Consider the following 16,421-nt stretch of genomic DNA (forward strand, 5'->3'; position numbering starts at 1 on the left):
GCGACAATCGGTACCATTCGTCCCCAGCACAGCCACCGCACACGGATCGGTGAGGACGTCATGTACCAGGTAGGGGACCTGATCGCGGGTTACCGCGTCCTCGACGTGCTCGGACGCGGCGGCATGGGCGAGGTCTATCAGGCCGCGCATCCCCGGCTGCCGCGCGCCGACGCCCTGAAGGTGCTCCGCTCGGTCCACGCCACGGACCCGGTCTTCCGCGCGCGGTTCGAACGCGAAGCCGACATCGTCGCTCCGCTGCACCATCCCAACATCGTGGCCGTCTACGACCGTGGCGTCTTCGACGAGTTGCTGTGGATCGCGATGGAGTACGTGCCGGGTACCGACGCGGCCCGGATGCTCGCCCGGGAGTCGCCCCTCGACCCCGGTCTCGCGTGCACGATCATCGCCGGGGCGGCGGCGGGTCTGGACGCGGCGCACCGGCGCGGCGTCATGCACCGGGACATCAAACCGGCCAACATCCTCATCACGCCGGGCGCGGACGGCGACACCGACAGCGCCCCGGAGGCCGTCAAGCTCACCGACTTCGGCATCGCCCAGGTCCTCGACGAGGTGACCCACCTGACCGGTACCGGGATCACCATCGGGACCATGCGCTACGCCTCGCCGGAGCAGATCGAGGGGTTGCGCGTCGACGGCCGGAGCGACATCTATTCGCTCGCTGCCACTGCGTACGAACTCCTCACCGGTGCACCGCCGTTCGATTCGCCGTCGCTGCACGGACTGATGACCGCGCACATGCATCACGAACCCCCGTCGGCGAGCGCCCGCAACCGGGCGCTGCCCGCCGGGGTCGACGCCGTGCTCGCGCGGGCGATCGCCAAGGAGCCGGGTCGTCGTCACCCGACGGCGGGGGAGTTCGCCGCCGCGCTCGCCGACGTCTTCGATTCCCGCGCAACGCTCATCGGCCCGGCGATCCGGCCCGAGCCCCCGACCGAGCCCCCGACCGAGCCCCCGGCCGGGACCCCCGCCCGGCCCGCGCCGGCCGGTCCGGAACCGAGCCCGGGGTTCCGGCACGTCGGCGCCGGCATCGCGGGGAGCACGGGATACACGCCACCGCCTGTGCAACCGGGTCCGTCGCAGATTTGGCCATCCGATGACGATGCGACGCAACCCACTTCCGTCCGCCGGCCTCGCCACCTCGCCGCGATCGCCATCGTGGCGGTGCTCGTCGCCGGGATCCTCGGCGCCGGAATCGGTTTCGCACGCATGTCGGCCACCTCCCTGGACACCCCCGATCCCCCGGACGTGGAGGTCACGACCACCGCTGTCGAACTGACCTGGAACGGCGTGGCCGGGGCCACCGACTACGTGGTCACCCAGAACGAGGACGTGATCTATTCCGGGCCCGCCACCGAGTTCACTGCGCCCCGGCCGGTGCCCGGCATGTACACGTATCAGGTCGCCGCGCATGACGGCGGCCGGGTGTCGGACTTCTCCCGGAACTCCGAACAGGTCGATGTCTTCCTGACATGGGGCGAGTTGCAGCCCATCGCCGACCTGTACCACGACCTGATCCCGGCCACGCCGTTGAGCACCAACGGCTTCGACGCGATGCGCTGCTGGGGCGAGGACGGCGATCTCGCGTTCTCGTCGAGCAAACGCACCGTGTCGTGTACCCGCGACGCCGACGCCGCGACCGGCGACGACAGCGGGCGGCCGTCGGACCCGGGTGTGGCGGCGTATCAGGTGATCGTCGACACCTACGAGACCCCGGAGGAAGCGGTCGCGGCGGCGAAGGTGACCGCCCACGACCTCCGCGGCGTCGACTACACCACCGCGCAGGGGCACACCGGCACGCTGTACCTGTCGGACAAGCAGCGGGATCAGGGGCAGGCGATCCTCACCTTCGACGACGGCGACCACGCCCGGTCGGTGGTGTGGGTGGTCGTCCCGGGTGAGCCCGCCGCCGCAGCCGGCGACGTCCTGAGAAGGCTGCCGATCTGATGACTTCACCGACACCCTCGACGTCCCCCACCACGACACCGAGCTCGCGGCGCCGTTTCGAGTCGGGCCCGTGGCTGATCGGGCTGATCGTGCTCGTCGCCGCCGTGGTCGCGGTCGGCGGCTTCGTCGTGGTCCGGTCGGTGACCGCGCCCGACGCGCCGGACACCCCCGGCGGCCTGACCCTGCAGGCGCGACCGGGACGGGTGGTCGCGTCGTGGGACCCGGTCGCCGGGGCGTCGGCCTATCAGCTGCTCCGCGGCGGCGGCTACGTCGTCCACCAGGGACCCGAGACCTCGGCTGAGGACGTGAGTGTGCCTGCCGGAGAACACGATTACCGGGTCGTCGCGATCCGCGGGGGTGTGTACTCCGAGCCCGGGCCCGTGCAGCAGGTCCGGACGGGCGCGAGCTGGGGGGAGTTCGCGCCGCTGGTGGCGCAGTTCCCGGAGCTGCTCCCGCAGGCCCCCGACACCGCGGCGCAGTGGATGAACACCGAGTGCATCCGCCGATACTCCGGCGGTCGCGACGAGGTCGGGCCGTCGGAGACCGGAGCGGGTCAGGTGCGCACCGTGTTCGTCGTCCGATGTGCCGCGGGCTCGGTCGACCGCCCCTTCGGGGTGTTCTGGTTCGCATCCCGAGATGCGCTGAACGCGGAGTACTCGCGCTCCTCGGCGACGTCGCGGCCGGTGCGGTGGCGGCACGGGACGGGATTGATCGACGAGAACGGACGCGGGGTCTTCAAGATCACCGACGACGCGTCGCGCGAGCTGGCCATGATCGTCGTCCTCGAAACGGATGGACAGGACATTCTGGACATGATCGACTCGCTGCCGCTCTGAGCCGGGATCATCTGGCATCTCGACGCCGTCACGGCTGTGCCGGAACCGACCCCGCCGGGGTCGTCACGTGCGGCATGATGGCGTGGGGTGCCCACGGGGTCGGGTGCCCGACGTCGAGGGAAGGCGAATCCCATGCAGCGCTTGAGCGGACTGGACGCATCGTTTCTCTACCTCGAGACACGCTCGCAACTGATGCATGTCATCGGTCTGTTCGAGATCGATCCGAGCACCATGCCGGGCGGCTACCGCTTCGACAAACTCCGCGCCGAGATGGAACGACGCATCGCTGCCATACCCGCGTTCCGGCGGAAACTCGACAACTCGTTGTTCAACATCGACCACCCGGTGTGGATCGAGGACGACGACTTCGACATCGAGCGGCACGTGCACCGGGTCGGCGTGCCGGCCCCCGGCGGCGCCGGCGAGGTCGCCGAATTGTGCGGTCATCTGGCCGGGCAGACGCTCGACCGCGGCAAGCCGTTGTGGGAGCTGTGGATCATCGAGGGTCTCGCCGACGGCCGGGTCTGCGCGATGCTGCGCATGCACCACGCCGGGACCGACGGTGTGACGGGCGCCGAGATGCTCGCCCAGATGTGCACGCTCACGCCCGAACCGCCGGATCTCGACGCCGAGAAAGTGGGGGAGTCGGCCGGCCCGTCGTCGCGCGTCGCGATGGCCGCCGGCGGCGCGGTCAACTACTTCGTGCAGCGGCCCCTCGCCATGGCCAAGCTGCTCCCCCGCACGTTGAGCGTGCCTGTCGGCTGGTTCCGTCGGGCACAACAGGATTCGGCGATGCCCGCACCGTTCCGTGCCCCGCGGACTCGGTTCAACGCACCCATCACGCCGCACCGCAGCATCGCCGTCACCCAGCTCTCGCTCGACGATGTGAAGCGGGTGAAAGACCACTTCGAGGTGAAGCTCAACGACGTCGTGCTCGCGATGGTCGGCGGGGCGCTGCGCACCTACCTGCTCGGCCACGACGAGCTCCCCGATCGTCCGCTGGTGGGGATGGTCCCGGTCTCGGTGCACGGCGCCGACGAGAAGGACCTCGTCGTCGAGGGCACCAACAAGGTGACCGGCATGTTCACCCTGCTATCCTCCGACGAGCCCGACCCGGTCGCGCGGCTGCGGAAGCAGGCAGAGCTGAGCCGGACCTCGAAGGAGCACCACGCCGAGATCGACGCGAACATCCTGCGGTCCTGGGCGCAGTTCGCTCCCGGTACGACACTGTCCACCGCGATGAAGATCTACGGCGACCGCAACTGGGCGTCGGCGCATCCGCCGGTGTTCAACGTCCTGGTGTCCAACGTCGCCGGCCCGGATTTCCCGCTGTACTTCCTCGGCGCGCGCGTGACCGGCGTCTACCCGCTGGGCCCGATCATGCATGGCCTGGGACTCAACATCACGGTCTTCTCCGCCGACGGCAACCTCAACATCGGCATCGTCGGCTGTACCGATCAGACCCCGGACCCGTGGGCCATCGCGAACGCCTTCGACGACGAGATCAAGCAGCTGCTGGCCGCCTGCGACTGATCCGAGAGAACCGCATGACCCCTGGCCACGTTCTGTTCTCCGAGGAGCGGCCGGAGCTTGCGGAGGGTGCGACCACCCCCTGCTCGCTAACCCGAGAGAACGACATAACCATTGCTCCCTGAGGTGCGAGGAGCGCCAGCGACGAGCCACGAAGGGCCCAGTGACACAGGCTGCGGAGCCCTTCGTGGCTCGCTTCGCTCGCACCTCAGGGAGCTGAGATGTGGACCCTCAAGGGGGTTCTTCGTAGTCCACGACGGCCGCCCGGCCGCAGGTACTGAGGAGCGGGCCGGAGCTTGCGCAGGGCGCGACCACCCGCCGCACTAGCCCCCGGCGAGTTCGTCGAGCCAGACCCGCGCCGACGCATCCGAGGGTGAACGCCAGTCGCCGCGCGGGGACAGCGACCCGCCCGATCCGATCTTGGGGCCGTTGGGCATCGCCGAGCGCTTGAACTGGTTGCCCATGAACCGCTTCAGGAACACCTCGAGCCAGTGCTCGATGGTCGCGGTGTCGTACTCGTTGCGCTTGTCCTCGGTCAGCAGATCCGACCACGGGCCACGGCTGCGGTCACCCCACGCCTGGCGCGCGAGATAGGCGATCTTGCTCGGGCGATAACCGAAGCGCGTCAGGTGATAGAGGAAGAAGTCGTGCAGTTCGTAGGGGCCGACCGTGTCCTCGGTGCTCTGGATCCGGCCGTCGTCGCCGGCGGGGACGAGTTCGGGGGAGATGACGTCGTCGAGGATCTCGACGAGCGTCTCGGTGGTCTCGGCGGTGTGGTGTCCGCTGGTGATCATCCACCGGATCAGATGCTGGATCAGCGTTTTCGGCACCGACCCGTTCACGTTGTAGTGCGACATCTGGTCGCCGACGCCGTAGGTGCACCATCCGAGCGCGAGTTCGGAGAGGTCGCCGGTCCCGAGCACGATGGCACCGTTGGCGTTCGCGAGCCGGAACAGGTGTGAGGTCCGCTCACCGGCCTGCACGTTCTCGAAGGTGACGTCGTAGACCTTCTCGCCGCGCGCGTACGGATGGTCGAGGTCGGCGAGCATCTGCTCGCAGGACGGCCGAATGTCGATCTCCGCGCCGCTCACCCCGAGTGAGTTCATCAGCGCGTGGGCGCGTCGCAGCGTCGGGCCGCCGGTCGCGAAGCCGGGCATCGTGTAACCGAGGATGTTGGTGCGCGGCAGGCCGAGCCGGTCGAAGGTGTCGACCGCGACGAGGAGTGCGAGCGTCGAGTCCAGGCCACCGGACACCCCGATGACGATCTTCTCCAGACCCGTCGAGCGCAGTCGTTGGGCCAGGCCCTGGACCTGGATGGATCGGACCTCTGCGCAGCGTTCGTCGCGGTCGGCGGAATCCGCTGGGACATAAGGGAACCGGGGGACCACCCGCCGGACGACATCGTCGTCGGACAGGTCTCCGAAGTCGAAACCGATGCGACGCAGAGACTTCAAGCGTTCGGAGTGATCGCCGACCTGGTCCCGGAGGCTGATCATCCGCATGCGTTCCTGCCGCAGGCGGTCGAGATCGATGTCGGCGGTGATGATCTGGTCGATCGTCGCGAACTGTTCACTGCGGGCGAGGAGCGAACCGTTCTCGGTGATGAGGGCATCGCCGTCCCAGGCGAGGTCGGTGGTCGACTCGCCGTAACCGGCAGCGACGTACACGTGGGCCGAGATGGTCCGCGCGGAATGCCCGGTGCACAGGTTGGTGCGGTAGCTCTCCTTGCCGATGGTGACCGGGCTGCCCGACAGGTTGGCCAGCACGGTCGCGCCGCCGAGAGCCGCCCACGTACTCGGTGGGATCGCCACCCAGCCGTCTTCGCAGATCTCGACGAACAGTGCGAAACCCGGCAGATCGCGGGCCTCGAAGACGAGATCGGCACCGAACGGGACCTCGACGTCGCCGAACCGCACGGTCGTGGGGACCGCGTCGCGCGCCGCGGCGAAGAAGCGCTGCTCGTAGAACTCGCGGTAGTTCGGCAGGTACGACTTCGGGACCACCCCCAGGACCGCGCCGTCGTGGATCACGGCGGCGCAGTTGTACAGGCCGTCACCCACGCGCATCGGTAGTCCGACGCAGAGAACCGGCTTGAGCCCGGCACTGGCCGTCACGATGTCGTCGAGCGCGGTGCGGCAACCGTCGAGGAGGGCGTCCTGGTGGAAGAGGTCGTCGACGCTGTACCCGCACAGCCCGAGTTCGGGGAAGACGACCAGGCAGGCGCCGTCGTCAGCGGCCTGCGTCGCCAGTTCGACGGTGCGCGCGGCGTTGACCGCGGGTTCGGCGAGCGTCAGGACAGGTACGGCTCCGGCGACGCGGGCGAATCCGTTTGCGTAGACAGACACTCCGACACCCTAATCGCGGACAGGCCGTCGTGCGGGGTCCGCCGAACGCGCCGGCCGGGTGCAGCGCTAGGACCGCCACCACGTGTCGTCGACCTCGACGGGGGTGGTGCGCTTGTGCCGGTTGCGGTGCCAGGCCGCCTCGATCTTCTCCGCCGCGTCCTCGGGGATCTCGCGCCCCTCGAGGTAGTCGTCGATGTCGTCGTAGCGCAGGCCGAGTTCGTCCTCGTCGGTCTGTCCGGCCTTCTCGTCCAGCAGGTCGGCGGTCGGGACCTTCTCCCACAGCTGCTGCGGCGCATCCAGGTGGCGCAGGAGGGCACGCCCCTGCCGCTTGTTCAGGCCGGAAAGCGGCAGCACGTCGGCCGCACCGTCGCCGTGTTTGGTGAAGAAGCCGGTGACGTTCTCGGACGCATGATCGGAGCCGATCACCAGCAATCCGCGGTCACCGGCGAGGGCGTACTGCGCGACCATGCGGTGCCGCGCCTTGGCGTTGCCCTTGGTGAAGTCGGTGAGCCGGGTGCCGGTGGCCTGTTCGATCTCGTCGTCGAGGGCATCCACGCCGGGTGCCACGTTGACGGTCACGACCTCGTCGGCGCCGATGAACTCGAGGGCCGCGGCCGCGTCGTCCTCGTCGTGCTGCACGCGGTAGGGCAGCCGCACGCCCATGAAGGTCGCGTCACCGCCGTCGGACCGGATGCGTTCGGCGGCGAGCTGGGCGAGCTTCCCGGCCAGGCTGGAGTCGACGCCGCCGGAGATGCCGAGTACGTAACCCTTGGCGCCGGTGGCGCGGAGGTAGTCGACGAGGAATCCGACCCGCCGCTCCACCTCCTCGCCGGGGTCGATCGAGGGCTTCACGGCGAGGGCGTCGATGATGGTTCGCTGGATCTCACGCATGGTCCCAGTGTGCGCCATCGGTCACTCCTCGCGTGGGATCCGCACGCCGACGAGGTGGGCTTCGGGGTCCGGGGCCATCCCGATCCGGTCCCACTCGTGGGAGATGCCGACGACCGCATAAGCCGAGGTGGGGAAGCGTTCGATGTACCCGTGCGGATCGAGCGTCAGTGCGGTCGACGGCATCCCGGGCTCATGGCCGACGACGAGGACCGTCCGCGCGTCGGCGGGCGCGTGGACGCGGAGGGCCTCCAGGATCTCCTCGGGCGCGCCGCCGTAGATGTCCTCGACGAAGGTCACGGGCGCATCGATGCCGGTTCGGGCGAGCGTCTGGCGCGTTCGCGTCGATGTCGAGCACAGCACCGCGTCGATCCGCAGGCCCTCATCGGCCATCCAGCGCCCGGCGAGGGCGGCCTGCCGATCGCCGCGCTCGGCCAGCGGACGGTCGTGGTCGGGCGTCGCGGGCGGATAACCCGACTTGCCGTGCCGCATCAGGACCAGCGTGCGGGTCCGGCTCATGCGGCGCCGTGCCGGCCACGGTCCCGGGCGTGGGATTCGGACCCCGACTCGGCGCCGATCATCCGCAGGACCCGCACGGTCGCGCGCCAGGCGGCGGCCTCCTGGCGGAGGTAGGCCGCGTGCTCGTCGTGACCGCGGGCCTCGGCCTCGTCGGCGGCGACGTCGAACTCCAGGTACTCGTCCACGGCACAGTCGATGAGCTCACCCACCGAGGTGCAGTCGGTGCAGGCCACCTCGATCGCGGCGGCGTCGAGGGTGGCCAGTCGTTCCAGATCTGACCGATAACGCATGGGTTCGAATCTACGTTGTCCGGGCAGGCCGTTGGTGTTACGACACCGTCGATGTCGCCCGGGGCGACCCCGGCCGGGACCGCGACCGCGGCTCACCGCCGTTACCCTGGGGATCGTGCACACCTGGGTACCCGCGCTCCTCGCGGTGCTGGCCGCGTTGTTGATCGCCGCCGGTACCGTGTTGCGCCAGCGCGCCTCCCGGGTCAACGGTGCGATCACCCCGGGATGGTGGGCCGGAGCGGCGATCGCGCTGTGCGGCTTCGGTTTGCAGGCCTCGGCACTCGGACTCGGCTCGATCCTCCTCGTGCAACCCCTCGTCGTCCTCGCCGTGCTGTTCGCCCTTCCGCTCGAGGCGTGGGCCGATCACCGACATCCGGCCCGCATCGAGTGGGCCTGGGGCGGGGTTCTCGTCGCGTGCGTGGTGACGTTCCTGATCGTGGCGCGTCCCGAACCGTCGATGCGACGCCCCGATGCTCTCCTGCTGTGGGGCACCGTGGGAGCGGTCATCGGCGTCGTGGTCGCGCTGGTGATCCTCGCCCACCGCTCGAGTCCGCACTACAAGGCACTGTTCTACGGGCTCGTCGCCGGCATCCTGTTCGGCGTGTCGGCGTTGCTGGTGAAGACCGTGATCTACCAGATCACGCACCACTTCTGGCGTACCTTCGTCCACCCCGAGATCTATCTCTTCGTGCTGGTGGTGGTCTGCGCCATCCTCGCCCAGCAGATGGGGTTCGGGGCCGGTGATCTGCAGACGTCGTTCCCGTCGATGACCGTCGCCGAGCCGGCCGTCGCGATGGTGCTCGGTGTGCTGCTGCTCGGTGAGAACCTGAAGGTATCGGTACCGACCGCGCTGTTCCTGGGGATCGTGCTCGCGATCATGGTGCGCGCCGTATGCGAACTCGCGAAGCTGTCGGCCGTGCGCGGATACGAGCAGGCCGTGGCGGCGGAGGAGTCCGCCGCAGCCGACGCGGGCCCGGCGGCGGGCGCGACGTCGCGACCAGCGGGTTGACCGGCCGCGTCGACGTCAGGCGTGCTCAGATCTCCTGGGAGATTCCCTCGGCCCACTCGGCGGCCTGTTTCGCCGGCTTGATGGGCGAGGAGTTGTCGTGGCGGGCGTGCTCGCCGACCTGGACCGCGCCGCGCTTGGTGAGCATCTCGGCGACGATCTCGCCGCCGCGGTTGAACGTGTCGTAGATCGAGTCCCCGAGACCGAAGACCGCGAAGCGGAGACCGGTGAGGTCCGGGTTCACGCTCTCGAGTTCGTCGGCGAAGGGCTCGGCACCGGTCGGCAGCTCGCCTTCGCCGTAGGTCGAGCACACGATGACGAGGAAGTCCTCGGGGTCGAGGTCCTCGACCGCGTACTCGCTCATGTCGTAGATCGACGGATCGTGGTCGGAGGCCAGCGTGTCGGCGATGGCGTCGGCGACGAGCTCACCGTTCCCGGTTTCGGTTCCGTAGAGGATGACGACCGACATGTGAACTCCTCTCGACGTCGGCGTTTTCGCTAAGCGAGGGTAGCCTAACCGGCTCGTCGGCGCGAAATCGCTGGTGGCGAGGGGTTGGAAGAAATACTTGGATGTCCTACTATATGGTGATACCGGCCATACCCCCAACGAAGTCGAAGGTGATCTCCGTGTCCGCTCCTGCTGTCTCCTCGATCCCGCACTACCTGAACGGCAAGCGCGTCACCGCCGAGGGCGGTCGCTTCGCCGACGTCTTCAATCCGAGCACCGGCGCCGTGCAGTCCCAGGTTCCGCTGGCGTCCACCGACGAGGTCGCCGCCGCGATCGCGACCGCATCGGCCGCGCAGAAGGAGTGGGCCGCCTGGAACCCGCAGCGCCGCGCCCGTGTCCTCATGCGGTTCGTCGACCTGGTGAACAAGAACGCCGACGAGCTCGCGACCACGCTGTCGCTCGAGCACGGCAAGACCCACGCCGACGCGCTCGGCGACATCCAGCGCGGCGTCGAGGTAATCGAGTTCGCGATCGGCATCCCGCACCTCATCAAGGGTGAGTTCACCGCGGGTGCCGGCGGCGGCATCGACGTGCACTCCATCCGTCAGCCGCTCGGGGTCGTCGCGGGCATCACCCCGTTCAACTTCCCGGCGATGATCCCGCTCTGGAAGGCCGGGCCCGCGCTCGCGTGCGGCAACGCCTTCATCCTCAAGCCCAGCGAGCGCGATCCGTCCGTGCCGGTGCGTCTCGCCGAGCTGTTCACCGAAGCCGGCCTGCCCGACGGCGTGTTCCAGGTCGTCCACGGCGACAAGGAAGCGGTCGACGCGCTGCTGACCCACCCGGACGTCAAGGCGCTCGGCTTCGTCGGCAGCTCCGACATCGCGCAGTACATCTACTCGACCGCGGCCGCCCACGGGAAGCGCTCACAGTGCTTCGGTGGCGCCAAGAACCACGCGATCATCATGCCCGACGCCAACCTCGACCAGGTCGTCGACGCGCTGATCGGTGCGGGCTACGGCAGCGCCGGTGAGCGCTGCATGGCGATCAGCGTCGCGGTCCCGGTCGGCGAGCAGACCGCAGACCGGTTGCGCGCCAAGCTGATCGACCGGGTCAACGCACTGCGCGTCGGTCACAGCCTGGACCCCAAGGCCGACTACGGCCCCCTGGTCACCGCCGCCGCCCTCGAGCGGGTCCGCGGGTTCATCGACAAGGGTGCCGAGGAAGGTGCCGAGGTCGTCATCGACGGACGTGAGCGCGCCAACAACGAGCAGACCTTCGGCGACGAGGACATCTCGAAGGGCTTCTTCATCGGCCCGACCCTGTTCGACCACGTCACCAAGGACATGACCATCTACACCGAGGAGATCTTCGGACCGGTCCTGTCGATCGTGCGTGCCGGCGACTACGAGGAGGCCCTCGCGCTGGCGTCGGACCACCAGTACGGCAACGGTGTCGCGATCTTCACCCAGGACGGCGACGCCGCCCGCGACTTCACGGCCCGCGTCGACGTCGGCATGGTCGGCGTGAACGTGCCGATCCCGGTTCCGGTGGCGTACTACACCTTCGGCGGATGGAAGCGCTCGGGCTTCGGCGACCTCAACCAGCACGGCCCGGCGTCGATCCAGTTCTACACCAAGACCAAGACGGTCACGACGCGGTGGCCGTCGGGCATCAAGGACGGCGCCGAATTCGTCATCCCGACGATGGACTGATCGGCGTTGACGACTTTCGCCGACGCCGCACTCGCCCGGCTCGACGGTGACGAACGTGTCATCGTCGAGACCGCGGCGGGTTTCGCGGCCAAGAAACTGGCGCCGTTCGCGCTCGAATGGGATGCCACGAACCACTTCCCGGTCGACGAGTTGCGTGAGGCGTCGGAACTCGGGATGGGTGCCATCTACTGTTCGGAGGACGCCGGCGGCAGTGGCCTGCGGCGCCTCGACGGGGTGCGCATCTTCGAGCAACTGGCGTACGCCGATCCGGCCGTCGCGTCGTTCCTGTCCATCCACAACATGTGCACGTGGATGGTCGACGAGTACGGCACCGACGAACAGCGTTCGACCTGGGTGCCGCGCCTGGCCACGATGGAGACGGTGGCGAGCTACTGCCTGACCGAGCCGGGTGCCGGCTCCGACGCGGCGGCGCTCGCCACGCGTGCCGAGCGGTCCGGCGACGAGTACGTGCTCACCGGGGTCAAACAGTTCATCTCCGGGGCCGGGTCGTCGGACCTCTACGTCATCATGGCGCGCACCGGTGACGCCGGACCCAAGGGCATCTCCACGTTCTTGGTCGAGAAGGACTCGCCCGGACTGAGTTTCGGGGCCCAGGAGCACAAGATGGGCTGGCATGCGCAGCCCACAGCCCAGGTCATCCTCGACGAGGTGCGGGTGCCCGCGGGCAACCTCCTCGGTGGCACCGAGGGCATCGGGTTCGGCATCGCGATGAACGGTCTGAACGGCGGCCGCATCAACATCGCGGCGTCGTCGCTCGGTGGGGCGCAAGCCGCCTTCGACAAGGCGGCGGCCTATGTCGCGAGTCGCCGCGCGTTCGGCAACGCGCTCATCGACGAGCCGACCATCCGGTTCACCCTCGCCGACATGGCCACCTCGCTGCAGGCGTCCCGGCTGATGTTGTGGCAGGCGGCGACGGCGCTCGACGACGGCGCGCCCGACAAGGTCGAACAGTGCGCGATGGCGAAGCGTTTCGTCACCGACACCTGCTACGAGGTCGCCGACCAGGCGCTACAGCTGCACGGCGGATACGGGTATCTCACCGAGTACGGAATCGAGAAAATCGTCCGCGACCTCCGTGTGCACCGCATCCTGGAGGGGACCAACGAGATCATGCGGGTCGTGCTCGGCCGTTCGATCGCGACCCGCTACCGGGACAGCTGACACTTCGCTTTAGACAACCACTTTCGTAGGAAGCAGAGACAATGACGACGATCGCCTTCCTCGGCCTCGGCAACATGGGTGGCCCGATGGCCGCCAATCTGGTGAAAGCCGGTCACACCGTCCGCGGTTTCGATCCGGTACCCGAGGCGGTGAAGACCGCGCAGGACAACGGCATCGAGACCTTCCCGGCCGCCATCGAGGCCGTGTCCGCCGCCGAGGTCGTGGTGACGATGCTGCCGAACGGCGGCATCGTGAAGAAGCTGTATGACGAGATCCTGCCGGCAACTCCGACCGGAGCCCTGTTCATCGACTCGTCGACGATCTCGGTCGACGACGCGCGGGACATCCACCAGCGCGCCACCGAGCACGGCTTCGCACAGGTCGACGCCCCGGTCTCGGGTGGGGTGAAGGGTGCCGTCGCCGGCACCCTGGCGTTCATGGTCGGCGGCGAGGACGAGGCCTTCGCCGCAGCGCGCACGACCCTGGATCCGATGGCGGGCAAGATCATCCACTGCGGTGCCGCGGGTGCCGGCCAGGCCGCCAAGGTGTGCAACAACATGGTGCTCGCCGTCCAGCAGATCGCGGTGGGGGAGGCCTTCGTGCTCGCCCAGAAGCTGGGCCTCGACGACCAGGCGCTCTACGACGTGATCACCGGCGCCACCGGCAACTGCTGGGCTGTCGAGACCAACTGCCCCGTTCCCGGGCCGGTCCCGACCTCGCCGGCGAACAACGACTTCAAGCCGGGCTTCGCGACCGCCCTGATGAACAAGGACCTCGGTCTTGCGATGGACGCCGTCGCCAGCACCGGCGCCCGTGCGCCGTTGGGCACCCACGCCGCACAGCTCTACCGCGGCTTCGCCGAACAGCACGCGGACCTCGACTTCAGCGCGATCATCACGTCGCTTCACTAGGTCGTTCGCCGACCTCACGAGATCCGTATGACGTTGTGCCCGGTTTCCGGGCACAACGTCATACGCGTTTCAGGCGGCCGCTCGTCGGAGCACGGCCCTGACGTCCGCGGCGACCTGGGCGGGCCGGTCGACGAGGTCGGTCCACGTGAAGTTGAGGACAGTCCATCCGTTGGCGGTGAGCAGGTTGCGCTTGGTGCGGTCGCGCTGGAAGGCCGCGGCGTCACGGTGGAAGGAGAAGCCGTCGATTTCGACTGCGACCTTCCTGTCGGGAAAGGCGAAATCGATGACGTAGCCGTAGGCGGGCATGTTCGGCATCCAGCCGGAGATCCCAGCGGCGGTCAGCAGTTCGGTGGTGAGTCGTTCGGCTTCCGATCGTGCTCCGTCGCCGAGGAGTTTCAGATAGGCAGCGACGCGCGGTGCTCCGTGCCGGTTGGGGTAGCGGTCGTGGGCGGCGCGGAGAGCGTCGAGGGTGACGCGGGTGCTGAGTAGTGCTGAATCGAGGATGCTGATCCCGAGGTCGAGGGAGGCGTCGAGGACGGTCAGCGCGGCGCTCGTTGTTCGGAGACCTTGATGCTCGGTGATGTCGTCGTCGTGTAGTCGCCGGAACCTGACCACCGCGGTCGCGGACGAGCGTCGGGCGCTGCCGCGGGTCGGGGTGTAGACGAGGTGTTTTCGGGGTTCGGTGTCGTGCAGTCCGAGCCACCAGGCGGCCGCTGGTCCGCCGAGTACCGCCATGTTGTGCACCGACAGGACCTCGATGCGGGCTTGAGCCCGGGCTGTGCGGTGGTGCCCGGCGACGAGGTACACCCCGCGTGCTACCGCTTTCCACTCGCCGGCAGCGACTTTGCGTTGGATCGTCGACGAGCTCGCACCGCAATCACGCGCTTCGCGGGTGGAGAACACGCCGTCTCGGCGGGCGGTCAGTTCGGCGAGGTCCATGGGGTTTCGACGCAGACGATCACCGCGCGGTTCCAACGCCGAGCAGCTGAGCGAATCCGTATGACGTCGAACCCGGATTCCGGGCACGACGTCATACGGATTCCGCGCGCCGTTTCAGAAGTCCCCGTTGTGCTTGCGAAGTGACTGGATGGCGCCGACGAGGCCGGTCATCTCGTCGTCGGACATGCCGACGTTGCCGAACACCTCGCGGTTGAGGGTCTCCGTGGCGTCGCCCACCGTCTTGCGGCCGAGTTCGGTGATCTCGACGAGCGTGGTACGTCCATCGGTGGGGTGCGGGACGCGGCGGACGAGCCCGCCCTCCTCGAGGCGACGGATCGCGTGGGTCACGCTGGTCACGTGGACCTGGAGCCGGTCACTGGCCTTGGTGATCGGCAAGGACCCCTGACGCGAGAACGCCAGCAGGCGGAGCAGTTCGAAGCGGGAGAAGCTGAGATCGAACGGACGCAGGGCGGCCTCGACACGGGCGAGCAGGATCTGATGGGCGCGCATCACCGACGTCACCGCGACCATGCCGTCGGCGACCTCGCCCCACCCCGCCTGGGTCCAGTTCTCCCGTGCTTCGGCGATGGGGTCGAAATCCATGCTGCGCCCTGCCATACCGACACCCTAGTGGTCCTCCGGCCCCGCCGCGGTCAGGCGCGAGCAGGACGCCATCCGTCGATGACCGCCGTCGCCGCAGCCACCGGGTCGGCACCGTCCGGGTAGTTGCCCGACAGCAGGAGCATGGCCATGCCGTGCACCTGGGCCCACAACGATGCGACGACGGTGTCGATGTCCGCGGCGCGGAGTGCGCCCGAGGAGATGGCTCGCTCGACTCCCTCGCGCAACGGCGTGATCGCACGGGTCGCGGCCGAGCGGGTCTCCTCGGTGCGCTCGACCCCGGCGAGCACGTCGATGAACATCAGCTCGTAGAGGCGCGGATTCTCGAGCGCCCACCCGACGTAGGCGACCCCCAGTCCGGCGAGCGTCGCCGGGTCGGTTGCGGCGACGCTCGCGGACCGCTGGGCCCGCGCGAACGAATCGAAGGCCCGCACCAGGATCGCGCGGGACAGGCCCTCCTTGTTGCCGAACAGCGAGTAGACGGCGGTGGTGGAAGTGTCGGCAGCGCGAGCGACCTCCCGCACCGACAGCGCACCGATGCCGTCGGCGGCCACCATGCGAACCGCCTCGTCGAGGAGCCGGACACGGACGTCTTCGGTGTGGGATCGGGGTCTTGCCATGTCCGCAATCGTTTCATAACATCGTTTCGTAACGACGTTACAAAATGGTCTGGAGGTCTCATGTCCGCTCGCCGAGCCGCCCGCATGACCAACGACGCCCCGCCCCCGGGCACGACGCTGTTCTTGATCGGGATGCGGTTGACGCGACCCTGGCGGGTACGCGCCTGGTTGCCGGTGCTGACGTCGATGTCCCGGATGCTGATCCACCTCCGTCGCCGACCGGATGCGGGCATGCTCGACGCGCGCCTCTATCTGGGCGGTTCGCCGATGGTGTTGTCGTACTGGCGCAGCGCCGACGATCTCCGACGGTTCGCGTCCGACCCCGACGCCCCGCATCTGTCCATGTGGCGGTGGTTCAATCGCGAGCTCGCCGACACCGACTCGGTCGGGATCTGGCACGAGACCTACGTCATCGGCGAACACGAGACCATCTCGAGCGGGATGCCCCCGCAGGGCCTGGCCCGGGCGGTCGGGTGGCACCCCGTGGGGCCGGGGACCGCAACCGCCTCGGCTCGGTTGACGCGCAACCGGCCGGCCCCGCAACGTGGCTGACCCAGGGCAGCTGCGTTCGCTTTTTGTCGTTCATCAGTCGTGTCGTCTCAGCGAATG

Annotated in this window: 16 protein-coding genes; 8 read left to right on the forward strand and 8 right to left on the reverse strand. The window is 68.7% G+C overall.

The features are described 5' to 3' along the window. The first annotated feature begins 60 nt into the window (after window positions 1–60). From ACFUEJ_RS05240 to ACFUEJ_RS05250, 3 genes are all read left to right on the forward strand, one after another. Window positions 61–1,965 carry a protein kinase gene (locus ACFUEJ_RS05240; protein WP_388027929.1) on the forward strand — a complete coding sequence of 635 codons (1,905 nt, stop codon included), beginning with the start codon at window positions 61–63 and terminating at the stop codon, window positions 1,963–1,965. Then, entirely contained in the window at window positions 1,965–2,801 is an 837-nt protein-coding gene (locus tag ACFUEJ_RS05245) for a fibronectin type III domain-containing protein (RefSeq protein WP_205334265.1), read from the forward strand. The genes ACFUEJ_RS05240 and ACFUEJ_RS05245 overlap by 1 nt, the downstream gene beginning before the upstream one ends. 132 nt (window positions 2,802–2,933) lie before the next feature. Then, complete coding sequence (locus tag ACFUEJ_RS05250) at window positions 2,934–4,334, forward strand: wax ester/triacylglycerol synthase family O-acyltransferase (RefSeq protein ID WP_065629730.1); 1,401 nt, start codon at window positions 2,934–2,936, stop codon at window positions 4,332–4,334. Between the two features lie 320 nt (window positions 4,335–4,654). On the opposite strand, the gene ACFUEJ_RS05255 is transcribed toward ACFUEJ_RS05250, so the two are convergent. The 4 genes from ACFUEJ_RS05255 to ACFUEJ_RS05270 all read right to left on the reverse strand — a co-directional run bounded on the left by ACFUEJ_RS05255 (window position 4,655) and on the right by ACFUEJ_RS05270 (window position 8,373). Further along, window positions 4,655–6,676, reverse strand: coding sequence for an NAD(+) synthase (locus ACFUEJ_RS05255; RefSeq protein ID WP_205334264.1), 2,022 nt, complete (start codon window positions 6,674–6,676; stop codon window positions 4,655–4,657). 66 nt (window positions 6,677–6,742) lie between these two features. Then, window positions 6,743–7,567 (reverse strand): ammonia-dependent NAD(+) synthetase, encoded by an 825-nt coding sequence (nadE, locus tag ACFUEJ_RS05260; protein ID WP_165630788.1) that lies wholly within the window; start codon window positions 7,565–7,567, stop codon window positions 6,743–6,745. Between the two features lie 21 nt (window positions 7,568–7,588). Next, window positions 7,589–8,083 carry a histidine phosphatase family protein gene (locus ACFUEJ_RS05265; RefSeq protein ID WP_065629727.1) on the reverse strand — a complete coding sequence of 165 codons (495 nt, stop codon included), beginning with the start codon at window positions 8,081–8,083 and terminating at the stop codon, window positions 7,589–7,591. Next, on the reverse strand, window positions 8,080–8,373 hold the full coding sequence (locus ACFUEJ_RS05270) for a hypothetical protein (RefSeq protein WP_065629726.1): 294 nt from the start codon (window positions 8,371–8,373) through the stop codon (window positions 8,080–8,082). Before ACFUEJ_RS05270 ends, ACFUEJ_RS05265 begins: the two co-directional genes overlap by 4 nt. Window positions 8,374–8,488: 115 nt before the next feature. On the opposite strand from ACFUEJ_RS05270, the gene ACFUEJ_RS05275 reads away from it, so the two are divergent. Further along, the gene (locus ACFUEJ_RS05275; RefSeq protein WP_065629725.1) at window positions 8,489–9,382 is read left to right on the forward strand and encodes a DMT family transporter; all 894 of its coding nucleotides are present in this window, start codon (window positions 8,489–8,491) and stop codon (window positions 9,380–9,382) included. A gap of 25 nt (window positions 9,383–9,407) precedes the next feature. Here the strand turns inward: ACFUEJ_RS05275 and ACFUEJ_RS05280 are convergent, their stop codons facing one another. After that, complete coding sequence (locus ACFUEJ_RS05280; protein ID WP_065629724.1) at window positions 9,408–9,848, reverse strand: flavodoxin domain-containing protein; 441 nt, start codon at window positions 9,846–9,848, stop codon at window positions 9,408–9,410. Window positions 9,849–9,961: 113 nt separating this feature from the next. Here ACFUEJ_RS05280 and ACFUEJ_RS05285 point away from each other — a divergent pair, with 113 nt between their 5' ends. Genes ACFUEJ_RS05285 through mmsB form a run of 3 tightly spaced genes read left to right on the forward strand, consistent with a single transcriptional unit; the run spans window position 9,962 to window position 13,632 of the window. Further along, window positions 9,962–11,539 carry a CoA-acylating methylmalonate-semialdehyde dehydrogenase gene (locus tag ACFUEJ_RS05285; RefSeq protein ID WP_171011659.1) on the forward strand — a complete coding sequence of 526 codons (1,578 nt, stop codon included), beginning with the start codon at window positions 9,962–9,964 and terminating at the stop codon, window positions 11,537–11,539. Between the two features lie 6 nt (window positions 11,540–11,545). Next, window positions 11,546–12,721 (forward strand): acyl-CoA dehydrogenase family protein, encoded by a 1,176-nt coding sequence (locus ACFUEJ_RS05290; protein WP_388027935.1) that lies wholly within the window; start codon window positions 11,546–11,548, stop codon window positions 12,719–12,721. 41 nt (window positions 12,722–12,762) lie between these two features. Continuing rightward, the gene (gene mmsB / locus ACFUEJ_RS05295; protein WP_065629722.1) at window positions 12,763–13,632 is read left to right on the forward strand and encodes a 3-hydroxyisobutyrate dehydrogenase; all 870 of its coding nucleotides are present in this window, start codon (window positions 12,763–12,765) and stop codon (window positions 13,630–13,632) included. A gap of 69 nt (window positions 13,633–13,701) precedes the next feature. On the opposite strand, the gene ACFUEJ_RS05300 is transcribed toward mmsB, so the two are convergent. The 3 genes from ACFUEJ_RS05300 to ACFUEJ_RS05310 form a co-directional block, all read right to left on the reverse strand. Next, entirely contained in the window at window positions 13,702–14,571 is an 870-nt protein-coding gene (locus ACFUEJ_RS05300; RefSeq protein ID WP_388027938.1) for a DUF559 domain-containing protein, read from the reverse strand. Between the two features lie 114 nt (window positions 14,572–14,685). Further along, window positions 14,686–15,189: a MarR family winged helix-turn-helix transcriptional regulator gene (locus tag ACFUEJ_RS05305; protein WP_165629681.1), complete on the reverse strand. Its 504-nt coding sequence runs from the start codon at window positions 15,187–15,189 to the stop codon at window positions 14,686–14,688. 35 nt (window positions 15,190–15,224) lie between these two features. Then, window positions 15,225–15,821: a TetR/AcrR family transcriptional regulator gene (locus tag ACFUEJ_RS05310; RefSeq protein WP_388027966.1), complete on the reverse strand. Its 597-nt coding sequence runs from the start codon at window positions 15,819–15,821 to the stop codon at window positions 15,225–15,227. Window positions 15,822–15,872: 51 nt separating this feature from the next. Between ACFUEJ_RS05310 and ACFUEJ_RS05315 the strand changes: the two genes are divergently transcribed. Then, window positions 15,873–16,364, forward strand: a complete 492-nt coding sequence (locus ACFUEJ_RS05315; RefSeq protein ID WP_137810307.1) for a DUF4188 domain-containing protein — start codon at window positions 15,873–15,875, stop codon at window positions 16,362–16,364. Window positions 16,365–16,421 lie beyond the last annotated feature (57 nt).

Source organism: Gordonia sp. NPDC057258, from assembly GCF_042668985.1.
GTDB classification, from domain to species: Bacteria; Actinomycetota; Actinomycetes; order Mycobacteriales; family Mycobacteriaceae; genus Gordonia; species Gordonia hongkongensis.